General features: G+C 52.5%; 12 protein-coding genes. 6 read left to right on the top strand and 6 right to left on the bottom strand.

All coding sequences use genetic code 11. The features are described 5' to 3' along the window. Window positions 1-448: 448 nt before the first annotated feature. Window positions 449-1,141, bottom strand: coding sequence for an adenylyl-sulfate kinase (gene cysC / locus BDD14_RS31115; protein WP_130425476.1), 693 nt, complete (start codon window positions 1,139-1,141; stop codon window positions 449-451). 688 nt (window positions 1,142-1,829) lie between these two features. Here cysC and BDD14_RS31120 point away from each other — a divergent pair. The 3 genes from BDD14_RS31120 to BDD14_RS31130 all read left to right on the top strand — a co-directional run bounded on the left by BDD14_RS31120 (window position 1,830) and on the right by BDD14_RS31130 (window position 5,583). Continuing rightward, complete coding sequence (locus BDD14_RS31120; protein ID WP_130425478.1) at window positions 1,830-2,675, top strand: SGNH/GDSL hydrolase family protein; 846 nt, start codon at window positions 1,830-1,832, stop codon at window positions 2,673-2,675. A gap of 200 nt (window positions 2,676-2,875) precedes the next feature. Further along, window positions 2,876-4,348: a carbamoyltransferase family protein gene (locus BDD14_RS31125; protein WP_130425480.1), complete on the top strand. Its 1,473-nt coding sequence runs from the start codon at window positions 2,876-2,878 to the stop codon at window positions 4,346-4,348. Window positions 4,349-4,378: 30 nt separating this feature from the next. Continuing rightward, window positions 4,379-5,583 (top strand): IS3 family transposase gene (locus BDD14_RS31130; RefSeq protein ID WP_130420958.1). Its coding sequence is split into 2 segments (ribosomal slippage): window positions 4,379-4,646 and window positions 4,646-5,583, totalling 1,206 coding nucleotides; the frame shifts between segments, so codons are not numbered across the junction. 65 nt (window positions 5,584-5,648) lie between these two features. Here the strand turns inward: BDD14_RS31130 and BDD14_RS31135 are convergent. The 5 genes from BDD14_RS31135 to BDD14_RS31155 all read right to left on the bottom strand — a co-directional run bounded on the left by BDD14_RS31135 (window position 5,649) and on the right by BDD14_RS31155 (window position 10,210). Further along, a complete protein-coding gene (locus BDD14_RS31135) occupies window positions 5,649-6,950 on the bottom strand; it encodes a TrbI/VirB10 family protein (protein WP_165420464.1) in 1,302 nt (433 codons plus the stop codon). Further along, window positions 6,937-7,893 (bottom strand): hypothetical protein, encoded by a 957-nt coding sequence (locus BDD14_RS31140; protein ID WP_130425484.1) that lies wholly within the window; start codon window positions 7,891-7,893, stop codon window positions 6,937-6,939. The genes BDD14_RS31135 and BDD14_RS31140 overlap by 14 nt, the downstream gene beginning before the upstream one ends. Window positions 7,894-8,090: 197 nt before the next feature. Then, window positions 8,091-8,657 carry a lytic transglycosylase domain-containing protein gene (locus BDD14_RS31145; RefSeq protein WP_130425486.1) on the bottom strand — a complete coding sequence of 189 codons (567 nt, stop codon included), beginning with the start codon at window positions 8,655-8,657 and terminating at the stop codon, window positions 8,091-8,093. Then, window positions 8,654-9,598, bottom strand: a complete 945-nt coding sequence (locus BDD14_RS31150) for an AAA family ATPase (protein WP_130425488.1) — start codon at window positions 9,596-9,598, stop codon at window positions 8,654-8,656. Before BDD14_RS31150 ends, BDD14_RS31145 begins: the two co-directional genes overlap by 4 nt. 51 nt (window positions 9,599-9,649) lie before the next feature. After that, the gene (locus BDD14_RS31155; protein ID WP_130425490.1) at window positions 9,650-10,210 is read right to left on the bottom strand and encodes a hypothetical protein; all 561 of its coding nucleotides are present in this window, start codon (window positions 10,208-10,210) and stop codon (window positions 9,650-9,652) included. Between the two features lie 908 nt (window positions 10,211-11,118). Here BDD14_RS31155 and BDD14_RS31160 point away from each other — a divergent pair. The 3 genes from BDD14_RS31160 to BDD14_RS31170 all read left to right on the top strand — a co-directional run bounded on the left by BDD14_RS31160 (window position 11,119) and on the right by BDD14_RS31170 (window position 15,653). Continuing rightward, entirely contained in the window at window positions 11,119-12,672 is a 1,554-nt protein-coding gene (locus BDD14_RS31160) for an AAA family ATPase (protein WP_165420465.1), read from the top strand. A gap of 62 nt (window positions 12,673-12,734) precedes the next feature. Further along, window positions 12,735-13,820, top strand: a complete 1,086-nt coding sequence (locus BDD14_RS31165; RefSeq protein WP_130425494.1) for an energy transducer TonB — start codon at window positions 12,735-12,737, stop codon at window positions 13,818-13,820. Between the two features lie 63 nt (window positions 13,821-13,883). Continuing rightward, window positions 13,884-15,653, top strand: a complete 1,770-nt coding sequence (locus tag BDD14_RS31170) for a hypothetical protein (protein WP_130425496.1) — start codon at window positions 13,884-13,886, stop codon at window positions 15,651-15,653. The last annotated feature ends 93 nt before the right edge of the window (window positions 15,654-15,746 follow it).

Below are 15,746 nucleotides of genomic sequence, written 5' to 3' on the forward strand. Positions count from 1 at the left end.
TTGCGGCGAGTGCTGACGCTGGTGCCAGACGTTGAGGTAACGGGCACTTGTTGAGGGCACAACCGTCGGGGACACAAGCGTCACCTGTCCATACAGAGCACCCCCCGTATGTGCCATCTAACTTGTAACAAGTCACATTGCGGCTGAGATCCTTACAACCGTTGTTGTAATTGGCAAACCCTACACATTGCGTTGTGTTTACGTATGCTCCCTCGCAACAGGTAATCGTATGTCGTGCTGCCCGATGGTTATGCGCACACTCTTGAGCGAAACAAGCTACTGCGGTTAAGAATATAGCCAGACTTAGAATCTTCTTCAATTAACGCCTCCGTTCCTAAGGGATCTAGCATTGTCGCTTACAGCACTTTGGCAATCTGAGCGATAGGCCCTTGTACACTATGAATCGATCTAACAATGTGGTCCTCCACTCTTCCGATGAGCCCCGCATCTAATAAACGATGGGCTGAGAAGATCCAGTGTCTGCAACAAGCATTTCGTCCTTCAACTGCAATGACTGTAGCTGATCGCTTTCCCGGGCGCGTTCCGATCCCGACGGCGAGATCACATCGCTTCTACCTAAATGACGAGCACCCTTTTTACTTGATCTCCCGACTAAGCCCATTTCAACCAATCTCGACCAGATGAAACGAACAGATGCCTCGACGGTCTCAGACGACGTATTCACAGTTATTTCAGGTGTATCTGGCGTCTCATATATGTCTGAGACTCCCGTGAAATTATCAATCTCCCCAATGAGCGCTTTGCGATAGAGACCCTTCACATCGCGAGCTACAAGTACATCCATCTCGCACTCGATGTATATCTCCACATATCGAGGCAGCTTCTCTCTCATTTCTTTTCTCAAGGATCTATATGGTGTGATGGCAGCTACCATGCTATCGACTCCGTGGCCGGCCATGTTGTAACAGATCTGCCCGAGGCGTCGGATGTTTTCCTCCCGATCGCGGCGAGCAAATCCGAGATCCGCGCATAAGTGCTTCCTAACCGCATCTCCGTCGAGCAAAGTAACTTTCCGACCAATCAAACTAAAGCGATTCTGAAGTATCTCGGAGATGGTCGTCTTACCTGAACCTGACATCCCAGTCAACCAAAGCGTAAATCCCCTAGCATCGGTGCGCATCGTCGTAGTTTCCCTCCACACCGTTCATCGAGGATATCGAGCGATCAAATAGCCACCGACGATAGGTCACAGCTGGGTTAATCACTTCTGCATCGGTGCGAACGTGACTTTTGTTACCAGTGCCTAACCTTTGCAAACAACAAACCACGGCAACCTTGGACGTCGACGATCTCGAGCAATGCATATCACCCCTAAAGGAGCCGATTGGAGACGTCGTATTCGAGATAGGGAGTTGGAGGATGGAATCAAACACACGCGACGGAAACGAGCAAACTATTACAAGAATGCGCGACGTTCGTGTAAGCATAACTTTCTCCCGGGACTATCCGAGCGACACGGGTTCTGATTTTGCAAAAATCAGGAGGCCGGGAGAATTTTCGCAAAGGTGACAGTGAACAAATCCTATAGGTCTAAGAGCGAGGTGAGTGTCCTACACCCTGGTTCATTCTGTCAAGTAAATTTTCATATGTCACTTTGTGAAACCGGACACATTCGGTATACCGATCCAAGCGATTCCAAGAGCGCCTAAGATTAGTAAGTTCTAATGCAAACGGTTCACATTCCCGTAAGGCTTCGGCGGAAGATCAGCTGTATGCCAGCAGTTCACTTATCAGCCTACTGCCGGGAGGAGTACTATACGCACTGTTCTTGATGAAGCTAGTTGTAGACGCAATAAGCTAGAGGGGAAATGACGAGTCTTTTTCGTGGGGACGAAAGAAAACTTCACCGACCGGACGCTGAGTTTTGGCTGCACAACCATATACCACCCTCGCCGCTGAATCCCAGACTTCGATTTCTCCGATGGATGCACACGGATTCAGAAGAAAACTTCAGATTGCGGGGTTCTGGTACATTCACCGAAGAAGATGTCGGTTATTCATTTAATGAGCTCGGTTATCGATGTGATGAGATCCTCACAAGTTCGGAAGCGAATAACGTCGTTTTCCTCGGAGATTCTCACACCTTCGGAGTCGGATTGCCTGTTGAGGTTCTTTGGACGAGCCGCGTGGCTAGGAAACTCGAGGAGCGATGGGACGTGCCTATCCGTCAAGTGAATCTCGGATGGGGAGGCACTGGCTCCGACTTCACTTCCATGTTGGTGCATCAGACTGTGGAGCTACTGAAGCCTCGTCTCGTTTGTATCCTCTGGTCATTCGTATGTAGACTGTCGTGGTTTCCTGAAGCCAACAGGCAGGTCTTCTTCCTTCCTCGACGTCTACCATTTCAAAGCATTGACGATCACAACGCCTACCTTCATCTAGCTACTGATTCCCATGGGTTCTACAACTACGTTCGCAATTTTCATTTCGTGAATGATCGTCTGCGTAGACTAGGAATTCCCTTTGTATGGGGACATTTAGAACAGTTTTCTCATGTCACACTGAGTAAATTCCTTCCCCTCGATGGTTTTGCAGGCTGCTGGCGAGCAATCGATTTGGCCCGTGACAACCTGCACGGCGGTCCTGATTCACATAGAGTATTTGCTGATCTTATTTACGAGCGGATAGCTCAGGTGGAAAACAATCGAACTTAAGTCGATCAGATCGCACGCATAAGCATTGATTCATCCAAAGCCGGCTCTGCAACTGAATTTAATGAGAAAGGTTCAACCAATATGATTGGCCCGCTGCTCTCATGGCTCCGCCGCTTTTGTCATACTTGGATTGTTAATACCAGACTTGCATGGCGGTTGCGGAAGAGGAAACGTGACGACCCTTTTATTTACTGATCACTATGACTATTTATGGAATCTCTGCAAATGAGCATGATGCCAGTCTGGCCATCATCGACGGTGAGGAAATTCTTTTTGCTGCGAATTCAGAACGCTACTCGAGGAAAAAGAATGACGCACACCTCAACGCGGGTTTGATAGCTGAGGCTCTATCGATCGCTCCTCCCGATCTTGTAGTTTGGTACGAGAAACCGTTGGCCAAGCGTATGCGAAGGATTTGGTCGGGCGAATATAGCAAGGCCATGCGAACTGATGGGAAATGTACCCTACGGCAGGTTGGCCTTGATATTGGCTTGCGGTATGTCACTCACCATGAAAGCCACGCTGCCGCGGGATATTTTACGAGCCCGTTCGATGATGCTCTGGTACTGGTCGTTGATGCGATTGGCGAGTGGGAGACGATTTCGGCTTGGGATGCCAGTGGAGATTCCATAAAGAAAATCTGGAGTCAACATTACCCACATAGTTTGGGTCTGCTTTACTCTGCCTTCACGCAACGCATCGGTCTCAAGCCAAACGAGGAAGAATACATCGTTATGGGAATGGCGGCGTACGGCACACCGATATATTCAGATCTGATATGGCGAGAATTCGTCATGGAATTCGACCCGCCTAACCTAGTTTTGTCAGAAAATGTTCATCGGGGGATTCAAGGATGGCATCCAGAATTTGAGAATCTTTTTGATATCTCGGCATCTATCCAAGCCGTCACGGAATTTGTACTGCTCTCCTTGGTTCGATATTTCTCGAGTCGGTCCACCTCCAAGAATCTAGTCTTGATGGGGGGATTGGCACTAAACTGCGTAGCCAATACGCGGATCGCCCAGAGCCGATGCTTCGAACGGATGTGGATCATGCCTAATCCTGGCGACGGAGGTTCTAGCATCGGCGCTGTGGCGGCATTCAACAAACGTCGGTTGAATTGGAGGACCCCATATCTAGGTCACGAGATTGAAGGTGATTTAGATATTGATCAGGCACTAACGGCTTTACTAAATCGAGAAATCATCGGGATCGCGAAAAGTCGTGCTGAGTTCGGACCGCGTGCACTCGGCAATCGATCTTTGTTGACCGATCCACGAGGATCTGATGCGAAAAATCGAGTGAACACCATCAAACAGAGGGAGCTCTTCCGTCCTTTCGCGCCAGTGATTATGTCGGAATTTGCAGCAGAGTATTTCGATATGCCAGTTCAGTCTAGCCCTTACATGCAATTTGTTGCTCCGGTTAAATCTCCAAACTTGATACCCGCAGTTACGCACATTGATGGGACTGCGAGAGTTCAGACTTTAAGTCGGGAGCAGAATCCATCTTTGTATGAATTACTTCACCGATTCTATAGAGTCACAGGCTGCCCACTCCTTCTGAATACCTCTCTCAATATTAGGACGGAGCCTCTTGTAAATAGCTGGATTGATGCACAGCGGTTCAGTACACGATGCGGTTGGAGTGCCCGGCTTGCTTTGTACCAGTGACTAAGAGACACACTGGAACGAGGAGAGCATATGGCACGAGGTAAGAGGTATCAGCCAGAGCAGGTGGTGAACCTGCTCCGTCAGATTGAAGTGGCAGTGGCGAACGGGAAGACGACAGCGCAGGCGTGCAAGGAAGCGGAAATCGTGGAGCAGACGTACTTCCGTTGGCGCAAGGAGTATGGCGGTCTGCAGGTGGATCAGGCGAAGCGGTTGAAGGAGCTTGAGCAGGAGAACGCGAAGCTGAAACGGTTGGTCGCTGAGTTGAGCCTGGACAAGCTTGTGTTGAAGGACATCGCCTCGGGAAACTTCTAAGCCCTGAACGACGGCGCAATGCGGTCAACCGTGCCTGCGAGCATGGAGTCAGTGAGCGGCATGCGTGCCTTCTGTTGGGGCAACCCAGGGGCACGCAGCGCTACCGGCCGACACAGCGTGAAGACGAGGATGCTCTGACTCGGGCCATTGTTACCCTTACCAGCCAGTATGGCCGCTATGGGTATCGCCGGATCACGGCGCTACTCCAGCGAGCCGGCTGGCAGGTCGGCAAGGACCGAGTCGAACGCATCTGGCGTCGTGAAGGGCTGAAGGTACCAAAGAAGCAGAAGGCGAGAGGGCGGTTATGGCTCAACGATGGCTCGTGTGTGCGGCTCAGGCCGACACACTCGAACCATGTCTGGAGCTACGACTTCGTGAGTGCGCGAACGCACGATGGCCGCAGTGTGCGCATCCTCAACCTGATCGACGAGCACAGCCGGGAGTGCCTGCTGATACGGGCCGAACGGCGCTGGAGTTCGGCCAAGGTCATCAGCGCTCTGGCTGACGTCATGGTCTGGAAAGGAGTTCCCGAGCACATACGTTCTGACAATGGGCCCGAGTTCGTGGCCAAAGACCTGCGCAAATGGCTGGCGAACACAGGAGCAAAGACACTGTATATCGAACCCGGCTCTCCCTGGGAGAACGGCTACTGTGAGAGCTTCAACTCGAAGCTGCGGGATGAGTTCCTCAACGGAGAGATCTTCTACTCCATCAAAGAGCTTCGCGTGCTGGCAGAACGCTGGCGCGTCCACTACAACACCGTCAGACCACACTCTTCGCTGGGATATACACCACCAGCTCCGGCGGCCCGGATGATCGCAACAAGCAAGGGGCATGGAGAAGTGGAAACCGCTACGCGCTTCCCACTTCTCCACACCCCAGACGGCGGCTATCTGAACTCAGAGATAAACGCGCTACACTAACTCCTCATTGGTACAAAACATCGGGCAAGCCACCCTGTCACGGGCCCCCCACGGCCTGCAATCTCTTATCGTGGGCTAGTCGCTGTCGCTGCGGCTTGCTGAAGCGTACCCCGGATAGGGGCGACGAAAGTGACGTAAAGAAGTGTGCCCGATGGGACGGTCACAACAAGACTCTGTGAAACTTGCAGCCGTTGTATTGCCTGATCCCCTGCATTTCCTATATTGCTCGCGATCTGTTCGCGCGCGAGAGTTGACTGAGTGATGGCACCGCTGTTGTTATTTCCAAAGAAACCAGCTCCCAAGGAGCCAACACTGGTAAGCGACGCCAACATAAATTGCTTCCCTGTGTTCTTGCCGGTAACATTACCCTTTATCTGGTGGAGATATTGGTCGAGGCCTACTGCATTAATCGGTGCCCGCGTCCCACTAGGTAAGTAAATCTCCGAGAAAGCCATGTTCACAAGGCCCGTCGAGCTAGCACCCATAATCTTCCCGATCACGCGACTGCCGGCAGGAATGATTACGGTTCCATTCTGCATACAGTCATATTCGATAACCGCAACTGCTGGAACTCCTCCTACCGTACTGACACTTGCTTCAAGATGAGCCGACACATGAAAGCCAGGCACGAGGCCGAAGTTCGTGATCGGCTCAATTCCTGCAGCATTGACGTTCGTCGCTGGGGACGACGTGACTTGGGCGGCGAAAATCATCGACGGCTTTGTCACTTCTTCCGCGTATGCCCTCGCCTGATCAGTTGCGGAAAGACCCGTTCCCACATATGGGGCTGGCTGATTGGACGTGGCAGACTGATACGTTGGAGGCTGAAAGGGCGGCACAGATCCGAGCTGTTGTCGGTTACCGCCCGGATAGTTGAGCGGTCCCGGTTTGCCTCTTGATTGGCTACCGTATCCAGATGCACCCGCGGCAAGGTTTCTCTGACCAGTACTACCCGTTTCAGACGGAAGTGGGTTGCCCTGGGTCTCGCCAGAACGACCCTTCGTATTTTCGATATCTGCTGCTGATGTCGTAGGCTCGGACGTAGGATCCGTAGACGTACTTGCCTTATCGCCTGGCGTGAAGCTGGCCGAACCCTTTGCGGTTGGTTTCGCAATAGCCCGACTAGGTTGTTGAGGTGGCTTTGGTCCCGGCTTGTCAGTGTGGGAGAGCATTAGCACACCGATGAGCGCAGCAGCCGCTAACGCACCTCCCATCAACAGCACGTTGTTCTTGTTTTCCCCAAGGTCCATTTTTCTCTTGGAGACAAAATACGATTGTGGCTTGCCGTCCTGACCTATACCGTCTTGGCCAATCGGAGGAACCACCTCTTCGGTAGGCATTACCTTCTGTTCTTCAATTACGGGCATTGTCATTATCCTTTTGTTCAATCAGTTCTGCGGACGACGGTGCGACGAACGGCAGAGGGTAGTAAACCGGTGTATCGATCGAGGCCGACGTTGCGATATGCAGAAGAAGGCTCTCTTTCGTTAGCTTCGAATCGGGTTTTGGGAAAGTGATCGATCCGTCGGATCTTGCACCAGGACTGAGCTTCGGGTTATCAAGCCGGTAATCGCTGCTCACGATCGGCTGAGCAAAGTTGCCCTTCTTCTTCGCTTCCTTTTTGCTGATCAATGGGTTGGTCAGCTCTATTTGTGGCGGCATAACGGTAATCCAGTGGTCGCTGATATTGAGCACAGAAAAGCTGACCGTCATGGTCTCCCCCTCCTGACGTACATCCCCGACCGCGATGGCGATGTTATTCGGCGCCAGGGCATTCGCCTTGATGAGCTTGGCGAGTTCTGGCGCAGTCATCCAATGAGGGGCACCAACCGCTCCCTGCATACCGACTGCAGTGTCCGCGTCCATAGGCTGGATCGCAGGGCGCGCACCCATAGCATTCTTCACAGTCAAATGCTGAGTTGAAGCTTCGGTAGGTGCTCCAACATCAGCGATACCTGCTGATTCAAAGAGGCTCTTAGGTCGGCGGTAATCGACGACAAAGTCGACGGGGTCAGGAGAGCCTCCATCACCCGATGAGATGAGACGAAGACTAATTGTCTCGCCGCCAACCAAGGCGATCAGAAGGTTGCTTTCAGCTGCTTGGTGCGTAGACGGTTTCACAAAGACCAGATCCGGCTCGCTATCCTTATGTTCGACCTCAAATAGCGTGGGCGCACCAACGGCCAAGGAACTGACATGTTGCGGCACATGGATCGCGGTTGTAAACAACGGTCTAAGATGAACGTCGCGAACTTCAACCTTACTTACCGGATTGAACGCGAGATGAGGCGTAACTGGCGTTTTGATCAAGGCATTCAGACCACTACCTGGAAAGGCAGTGACCAGAGCGGCGGGCGCAGTAGCCGGGGATAAGTGTAGCTCAGGCAAGACGCGAGGCGTGTTCTCTGCCAGGTTCTCGACCAACGGTTGCGGAGTTGTAGTTGCAGTCTGAGAGAGACCGCTCGAGACTGCCAGCGCAGTACCGAGAGCAATAATACTGGAACGAATCATGGGTTTACCCCTTGGGTGTTTTGGTGGCTGCTGCTCAACATCAACTCTTTGGAATAGTGCGCCTGGATCGCCCGTACGTAAGCCACGACGTCGGGATTGGCGTAGCGCAACCCTCGCTTCTGCGGATATGTTGACCCGCAGTAATAACTCGCCACTGCCAATCGCCAGTCCTTGAATGTGGCGATGAGATCCGCGAGGTAGTGAACTCCGGCTCCGATGTTCTCTGAGATATTGAACGGGTCTGTGACGCCATAGTGAGCTGCAGTAGCTGGCATCAACTGCATGAGACCCGCGGCGCCCTTAGCCGACACCGCTCTCGGTTTCCAGCCGGATTCCTGCGTAATGAACGCATACACCAACTGGCGAGGGACACCATAGTGGTCTGCATAAGCATCGGCGTAATAGACGATCTCTGCGGGATGTTCAGGTCTGCTCGTCGGTCTGCTCTCGGACACGATGGGAATGTTGACTGCATTGGGCACAACGCGGTCCGAATCCTGCGCAAACATCACACGCGAAAGGACGATACCCAGGCCAAGAATACTCAGTTGTTTCTTGGTCATGCCGCTGCTTCTCCGGCATCATCTTTGCTAATCCCTATCAGTTCTTCAGCGTTGAGGCGAGCCTTTGCGACAATGGATTTCAAGTTGTCCTTTACCATAAGTTTGTTGCGGTCCTTCATTGTTTTCCCGAAGAGTGGAAGAAGCATCTCGGTGTCTTCGGGAAGTATTGTTGTCTTACCCAACTGATAGAGCGCCATCGCTATATCGGTCATTTCAGAGATAGAGGGCGGCTTCTCGAGGGTGTAAGCGCGAAGAGCCTCTCCCAAACCCGCAATAAACGCGTGCAACTCTGGCGGAAGCGATGGCGTCTTCCGCGCCACGATCTCTGCTTCCAACACCGCTGAAGGGTGTCCGATCTCCATATAGAACGATCGGCGACGGAGTGCGAAACCCAGAGTGCGCTCGTTGTTGGAGGTTATGACCGTGAAAGGTGGTTGGGTCGCACGGATGGTTCCCATTCCGGGAATCGACATTTCCCATACCGAGAGCAATTCGAGGAGTAAAGCCTCGAAGGCGTAGTCTACTTTGTCCAGCTCGTCAACGAGAAGGACTACCCGTTCCGGGGATTCGAGGGCTTCCAGCAGAGGGCCTGCAGAAAAAAAATCCCTTCCCGAAATGGTTTGGCGAATTTCATCCCATGTGTGGGTCTGATTCTTGGCCTGGAGCAAGACGAACATCTCCTGCAGAGCGCGGTTATAGTCTCCGATAGCCTGCTTGTCCGTGATGCCTGAATAACACTGCAACCGAATGAACCGCAGCCTCTCCGCCATCGATATGCTGAGAGCCAGTTGAGTCTTGCCCGCACCTGCCGGACCTTCAAGCAGAAGCGGACGATTGAGGTTTGCCGCAAGATAAACGACTGTCGAATTCTCAGGAGTGGTCAAGTATCCGACATTCTTCAATGCGTTATGCGTCGTTTCAGGAGATTCAAAAATACTCATTTTCGGTCCTATATCAATCTGGTCGATTCGGATGTGCCTTTGTGACGATGACTACTTGATGTGGTAGGCGACCCCAACGGATATGATGTGAGGGCTCAAAGCGCCAGGAAATCCCTGAACGTGGCTTTGAAAGCCGAGCCACCGCTGATACTCATAATCGATTCTCACGTGGATCGTCGGACTCAGCAGGTAGTCTGTTCCGCCGCCAAAGGCTAGTTCATTGAACCTAAGGCTACCGATACCGTACGGGAAGGAGAATATTCCACGACCATACAGTAGCTTCCCGTACGGCACATATCGGCCAAGCTGCTTGTGAAACCGTGGGCCAACTTCGAGAGTCCTTTCATGTATGTATTGACCGAATACCTCGTGCTCCGCAAACTCGAAGCCGTACCGTACATGAGGGTCGATATCGATATATGCCCCAGCGCCCTTGTATAGCGATCCGTAGTAGATTGATGAGCCTCGGGGAATTCCGGGGTTCGCAAGCGAGAACAAGGCACCGACTTGGACATTCAGACGGCGTTCAGCCGCTGGTAATGCCGACTGAGCCGAGGCGAGCGGGGCGAGAAGCGCCAGGATAGAGGCTGCAACGAACGATTTTCCTAACAACAGATGTTCTCCTATCAACTCTGCTAATTCATCGGCAACAACAGAAAGGGTCCGATTTCTGGATTTTGGTGAACTTGCCCTGTGCGTTACTATACCTTATCGATGTTTACCCGAGACGCATTACTTTTGCTCCCCCTCCCTCCTAGCCTCCTATGGAGGTGCCGAACGGGTTCTACACCAACAGAAATGCAAAAGGGCCGAAACAGAACGATTCGCTCTATTTTGTCCGCCCCTGAGACCAGACTTTGTGGCTTTTGAAGCTGATCAGCGTTAAGGTGTGGTCGGTGAGGTAATTAATGAACTTTGAAACTCATATTGAAGCGCGAATTTCGAAGATCCAGACTGAGCTTTCTGCTTGTCATCGGGATCTCTCCTTGTGCATACAACCCGCGGAGTTCACGGAATTCACAAAGGAAGCGACTGCGAGACTGGGCGCAGCCTATGGAAAATTCTGCGCCTCGATCAAATGGAAAGTTACCCGGGACTGGGCTGCCGGCACAGACTCTCTCAAGATGGGTAACCAAACTAAGGAATACTTACGACGGAATGGTGCGTTTCGTCTAATCGCCGCTGTCGACGATGGAGCATTCGTCCGGTTTCCTGCCGAATCACGAGGTCCCAATTCTTCAATCGACTATCCCCGTCTCAAGATAGGACTCAAACGGACACGAGCAGTCCAGTCCTACCTTTCGCTCGATTTCGAAAATGAGTCACCGATTGCGATCTGCGAAGGGGATAGGGTCGAAACGATACGACAAATGGGAGCGAGGATTCCAAAATCCGGGAAGCCAGTTGAGATTACAGGGCATGTCAGAAAAGCCCTAATCGAACAAGCGACGGAACTCTCTTCCCTGCTCACCGAATTCGATAAAGTCGCTCTTGGGGTCCTACGCAGAGATCGCTTAAAGATGCAAATCGACAGCCTCCAGAAGCAAATACGCGCGTTGACGTCTACTAAGGTCGCGTTCAAGAGCGTACATCTGCCCATTTCACTTGTATCTGAGATTCTTGACCAGATCGTGCGTCTCGCTGGCCCATCCCACTCTGCGACCCCTCTTCTCGTCAAGGGACCCCCAGGCAACGGCAAGACTTTTCTCGCCCAGAAAATTGCGGAGGCTGGTTCGGTCACGTTTCATAAAGCGGGCGTAAATACTCTGAAGAAATCGAATCTCGGTGAGAGTGCCGTTGCAGTGCAGTCGCTGTGGGCGACGGTACGTGCCTCGACGCCATGCATTCTCTTCATTGACGAGTGCGACGCGATATTCGGAACGCGCGGATCCGCCAAAACCGACGCCATCTCTGAGGAGGTCACGAATGCGTTTCTAGCCGAATGGAGTGGCAAGGAGGAGGGTGTCTGGGTGGTCGGAGCCACCAATCGCCGCGACATCATTGACGACGCCATACTGTCGCGCTTCGGAATGGAACTGGAGGTGCCTAACCCGGATCACGAGTGTCGGGCAGCGATTCTTACGCAGGAACTGCGAATTGCCGGCCACCAGGGTCAGCTACCTGACAACGCCGCACGGTTGACTCAGGGAATGTCGGGTCGCGACCTTTCCACCTTGGCACACCGATTTGCCGGAAGAACACCGGCAGAGTTCCCTGCCATCATTCGACATATTCGCTCAGCAGCCAACCCAACCGTAGATGAAGATGCGACCTGGGACACCCTCGTGGTCAGTGATGACACGAAGTCCAGGCTTCAAACAACCTGCGCCCTCCTCAGAGATGCGGAAGGCTGGGCGAAGCGTGGCGTCACACTTCCTAGCGCGATTCTCTTAGAGGGTCCGGCCGGAACGGGCAAGACGCAATGCGCCCGCACAATTGCCAATGAGGGCGGTTTGGGATTTGTGAAGGCGACTCTCGCTGACCTGAAAGGTCAATTCCTTGGGCACGCTGCCGCAAACGTCCGCGATCTATTTGAAAAGGCTCGTGCTGTCTCGCCTTCGATCCTATTCATCGATGAGATCGACATTGTGACTCCGCGCCGCGATGGAGCTGGGTCTACCGATGCGCTAACACAGGAGATGGTAAGCCAGCTTCTGCAAGAGATGAACGGCATTGTCGCACAGCGCCGTCAAGTCTTCGTTTTAGCGGCGACCAACCATCCGGAAAAAATAGATCTCGCAATCCTCAGCAGGTTCACTGAACGCATCGATGTTCCGTTGCCTATTCTGGAAGACCGCATGAGGCTGATGAAATTGATGCTGGACAAGGCAAAGTCGAAGACGAATGCATCGTCTGATGACCTACTCATGCTTGGTCAGATATCCGAAGGCATGTCCCACCGTGACTTGAAGAATTGGTTTTCATTAGCTCAGCGCCGGGCTGTAGGCCGCGCCATCGCCGATCCCGACCTCTACAACCTTACGTTAGATGACCTGATGAGCACTATCCCTGAAGCCGCCAAGTGTAAGCCGCACCCGAAAAATTCCGTTCGTCCCAGTGTCCCAATTCGTTAGCACGAATTGGGACTTCACCATATCAACGCCTCATACAAGAGGCCTCACCGAAAGAAGCATTAATGACAGGGCCACTCCGCCGCGGTTCGCAACCTCAGAATAGGCAGTTTTTACACTTCGGCGTCCTCGACAATGGCAGCCAGTGTAGAGGCTCCATCTTCACCTCTGTAACCGCCAACGTAACGGTCGCCATCGCCATATGCCTGGTCAGCGCAGCCGCCAAGAAAACAATAGATACCCGGCATAAGCTTGAAGTGCTCAGCATGGCGCCACTCCCGAAGCCCATAGAGCTCATTAGGCCAAAGATCATTCCTCCCAAGCCGATAGCAACGCCCTCGGCCAAAGTGGATCCACCTCATATCAAAATACCGGAGGTCAAACTACCAGACATTCCCCAACCTCAACCATTCAAGATGGTGCAACAGCCACCCATTCTTCCAGCGCTCGCACAATTTGTTCAGCCTCCACCAGCGCCCAAGGTCGTCAATCTTTCCCAGCCCCAACCCGCTTCCGTGATAAACAACGCTCCGCATCCTACTCCCGTCTCGCTCGGCCAGCAGAATAATCCGGTCATTTCGTCAGATAATCCAGCGACAAACGCAATCAATCTCGGACAGCGCGGACTTGCAGGGATGAGTTCCAATACTGGGTTGGGCCCGAAAGCAACAGCAGTACATCTAGGCTCAGGCTCGACCTCCAGCCAGAATCTGAACGGCCACGACAAAGCCTCGAAAGCCGTCAATGGCGTCAAGCTCGGAGTTGGAATCGGTACTGGATCGACAAACGCACTCGCGCACGTCGCCGGCCCAGTCAATCTTGGCCAGTATGTTCCTCCACCCATGCCCAAATCATCCGGCCCAACCCCACAGCAAGCCAATGCTGCGCCAAAAGTGCTCTTCAAACCTCGACCCGAATACACTTCGGAGGCCATCAAGCTTCATATCGAAGGAACAATCTCCGTTCGGCTACGCGTCGCCGCTTCCGGTGCTGTTCAGGTTCTAAGCGTTATCAACGACCTCGGTCATGGTCTAGGCGATTCTGCAGTACGTGCAGTTCAGACTAGCCGCTTTCAACCTGCCCTTAACTCATCAGGCCATCCTATCGACTGGGAAGGCGTGGTAAACGTCGTATTCCAACTTGCCAACTAAAACTCTATCCAAGCAATTAACAAGTACCAGAATGACATCACGGTCATCGAAGGGGTTCTAATTATGATTCATCGGAAGCGTACCGCTACCGGATTGTTGCTGATGTTCTGCATCGCCTCCACCGTCTCATCACAGACGGTCCTTGGCTTCCCTCTGTTCGGTAAGAAGAAATCAGAAGACTATCAAACAACACGGAAACTAACTGCGAACCAGGTTGCTCTCGTGGACAAAGCGATTGCGAGCGAGAAAGCACTCGTAAAGACGGTCAGCGATCGGACGCCCCTCGTGGAGACTTACATCCAGCTCATGAAGCCCCAACCGGTCTTCGGTCAGGTTCCTAGCTCTGATCAACATTTCCTGGGGCGAGTCGACTTCGAGAAAGTCATCAGAGATGACGCGTACCAGATAAACCAGAAGACCTCCAAGGGGACCGTCAATGGAAAGGCTGGCTTCTTGAAACAGGCATTCTTCCTTCCAGCCGTCACCAGCAGCTCGCTGCACATGAATTTTAGCGAAGCCGGCTTCGTACAGATGCTTTTAATAGACTCCGCTAATTTTGACCGTCAGCACTACGTCTTTAGTTACGTACGAAATGAATTCCTCGGCAGCATTCCGACTGCGGTGTTTAGCGTAACCCCAATCCATAAGAAAAGATCAAAGGGCCGTTTTTTTGGTCGCATATGGGTGGAGAGCCATTCCGGTTCGATAGTACGTTTCAATGGGAAGTTCGACGGTTCGGAAACTGATCACCGCGATTACTATAACTTCGACAGTTGGCGTACAAACGTGCAGCCTAATCTATGGCTGCCTACGTCGATCTATGTCGAGGCGACTGATAGCCGAAGCGCAACACGAACACTTAGGTTCAAGGCGATCAGTAATGTTTGGGGTTACCAACTCATCGCTCCTTCTGGCGAAAACGAAAAAACGTCGCTTGACGTGGTTGGCGCTACAGATGTCAGTAATGATGGAATGGACCTCAGTCCACTTGGAGCGCAGAGGGAATGGGTCAATCAAGCTGAAAACAACATTATTGACCGTCTTTACCAAGCTGGACTAATTGACGCCCCCAGCGAGTTTGACAAGACACTTGAAGCGCTGGCTTCTAACATCCTGGCTTATAACGGCATTACACCTCCCCGCCCTGTTCGCTGCAGAACGCTTCTCACCGAGCCTCTCGAGTCGCTGGCTGTTGGCGACACTATTCTGATCTCCAAGGGCCTTCTCGATACGACTGGGGTCATCAGCCAAGATGGTGCGCAGCAAATGGGCAACATCAACGGAATACTCGCCTTCCAACTCGCTCATATCCTGCTATCGCATCGGCTCGACACTAAATTCGCCTTTAGCGACCGGACACTCTTTCCATCGACAGAAGTATTTAATCGGCTACCCATGCACCACACCGACGAAGATAATACGGCGGCGGCGAAGAAGGCGATGGAGCTGCAGAGCGCAAAAGAACTTGAAGGCGGGCAGCAATACTTCGGACTCTACCTCAAACAGTTGCAGCAGCAAGTGAAACAGCTGAAAGCGCTGAATGAGCCGCTGATCGGAGACGGACTCGTTAAGAGCGACCGTGATCCAACATTATGGATGGCAGCTTTAGTCACGAAGGCACCGAACCTAGACGCCAACGACCTGAAGCAGCAATCTGCAATGCCACTAAGCAGCTTCCTCCGCCACGATCCTTGGAGCGGTCAGCTTACAGTGAGGCACTCCGCCTACGAGCCTCTTCTCTCCCCTGCTGACAAGATGCCTTTTGATATCACTCCCGTTTACCTCAAACTCAACTACTACCAGGAGGCTGCACAAACGTCCGCATCAAACTGAAAAGGTTGCAGAAAAAGAGGACGGTTGGTGCATCCAACCGTCCTCTTTGCTTTTTGCTGTGTAAAGGTCAGCCTTTCTAACAACTCGAAGTGT

Origin of the sequence: Edaphobacter modestus (assembly GCF_004217555.1) — a bacterium.
GTDB classification, from domain to species: domain Bacteria; phylum Acidobacteriota; class Terriglobia; order Terriglobales; family Acidobacteriaceae; genus Edaphobacter; species Edaphobacter modestus.

Excerpts from the sequence above, each read along its gene's own strand:
- BDD14_RS31160 (WP_165420465.1), top strand. The coding sequence starts at position 11,119 with ATGCAAATCGACAGCCTCCAGAAGCAAATACGCGCGTTGACGTCTACT.
- BDD14_RS31135 (WP_165420464.1), bottom strand. The coding sequence starts at position 6,950 with ATGCCCGTAATTGAAGAACAGAAGGTAATGCCTACCGAAGAGGTGGTT.
- cysC (WP_130425476.1), bottom strand. The coding sequence starts at position 1,141 with ATGCGCACCGATGCTAGGGGATTTACGCTTTGGTTGACTGGGATGTCA.
- BDD14_RS31170 (WP_130425496.1), top strand. The coding sequence starts at position 13,884 with ATGATTCATCGGAAGCGTACCGCTACCGGATTGTTGCTGATGTTCTGC.
- BDD14_RS31120 (WP_130425478.1), top strand. The coding sequence starts at position 1,830 with ATGACGAGTCTTTTTCGTGGGGACGAAAGAAAACTTCACCGACCGGAC.
- BDD14_RS31145 (WP_130425486.1), bottom strand. The coding sequence starts at position 8,657 with ATGACCAAGAAACAACTGAGTATTCTTGGCCTGGGTATCGTCCTTTCG.
- BDD14_RS31150 (WP_130425488.1), bottom strand. The coding sequence starts at position 9,598 with ATGAGTATTTTTGAATCTCCTGAAACGACGCATAACGCATTGAAGAAT.
- BDD14_RS31165 (WP_130425494.1), top strand. The coding sequence starts at position 12,735 with ATGACAGGGCCACTCCGCCGCGGTTCGCAACCTCAGAATAGGCAGTTT.
- BDD14_RS31125 (WP_130425480.1), top strand. The coding sequence starts at position 2,876 with ATGACTATTTATGGAATCTCTGCAAATGAGCATGATGCCAGTCTGGCC.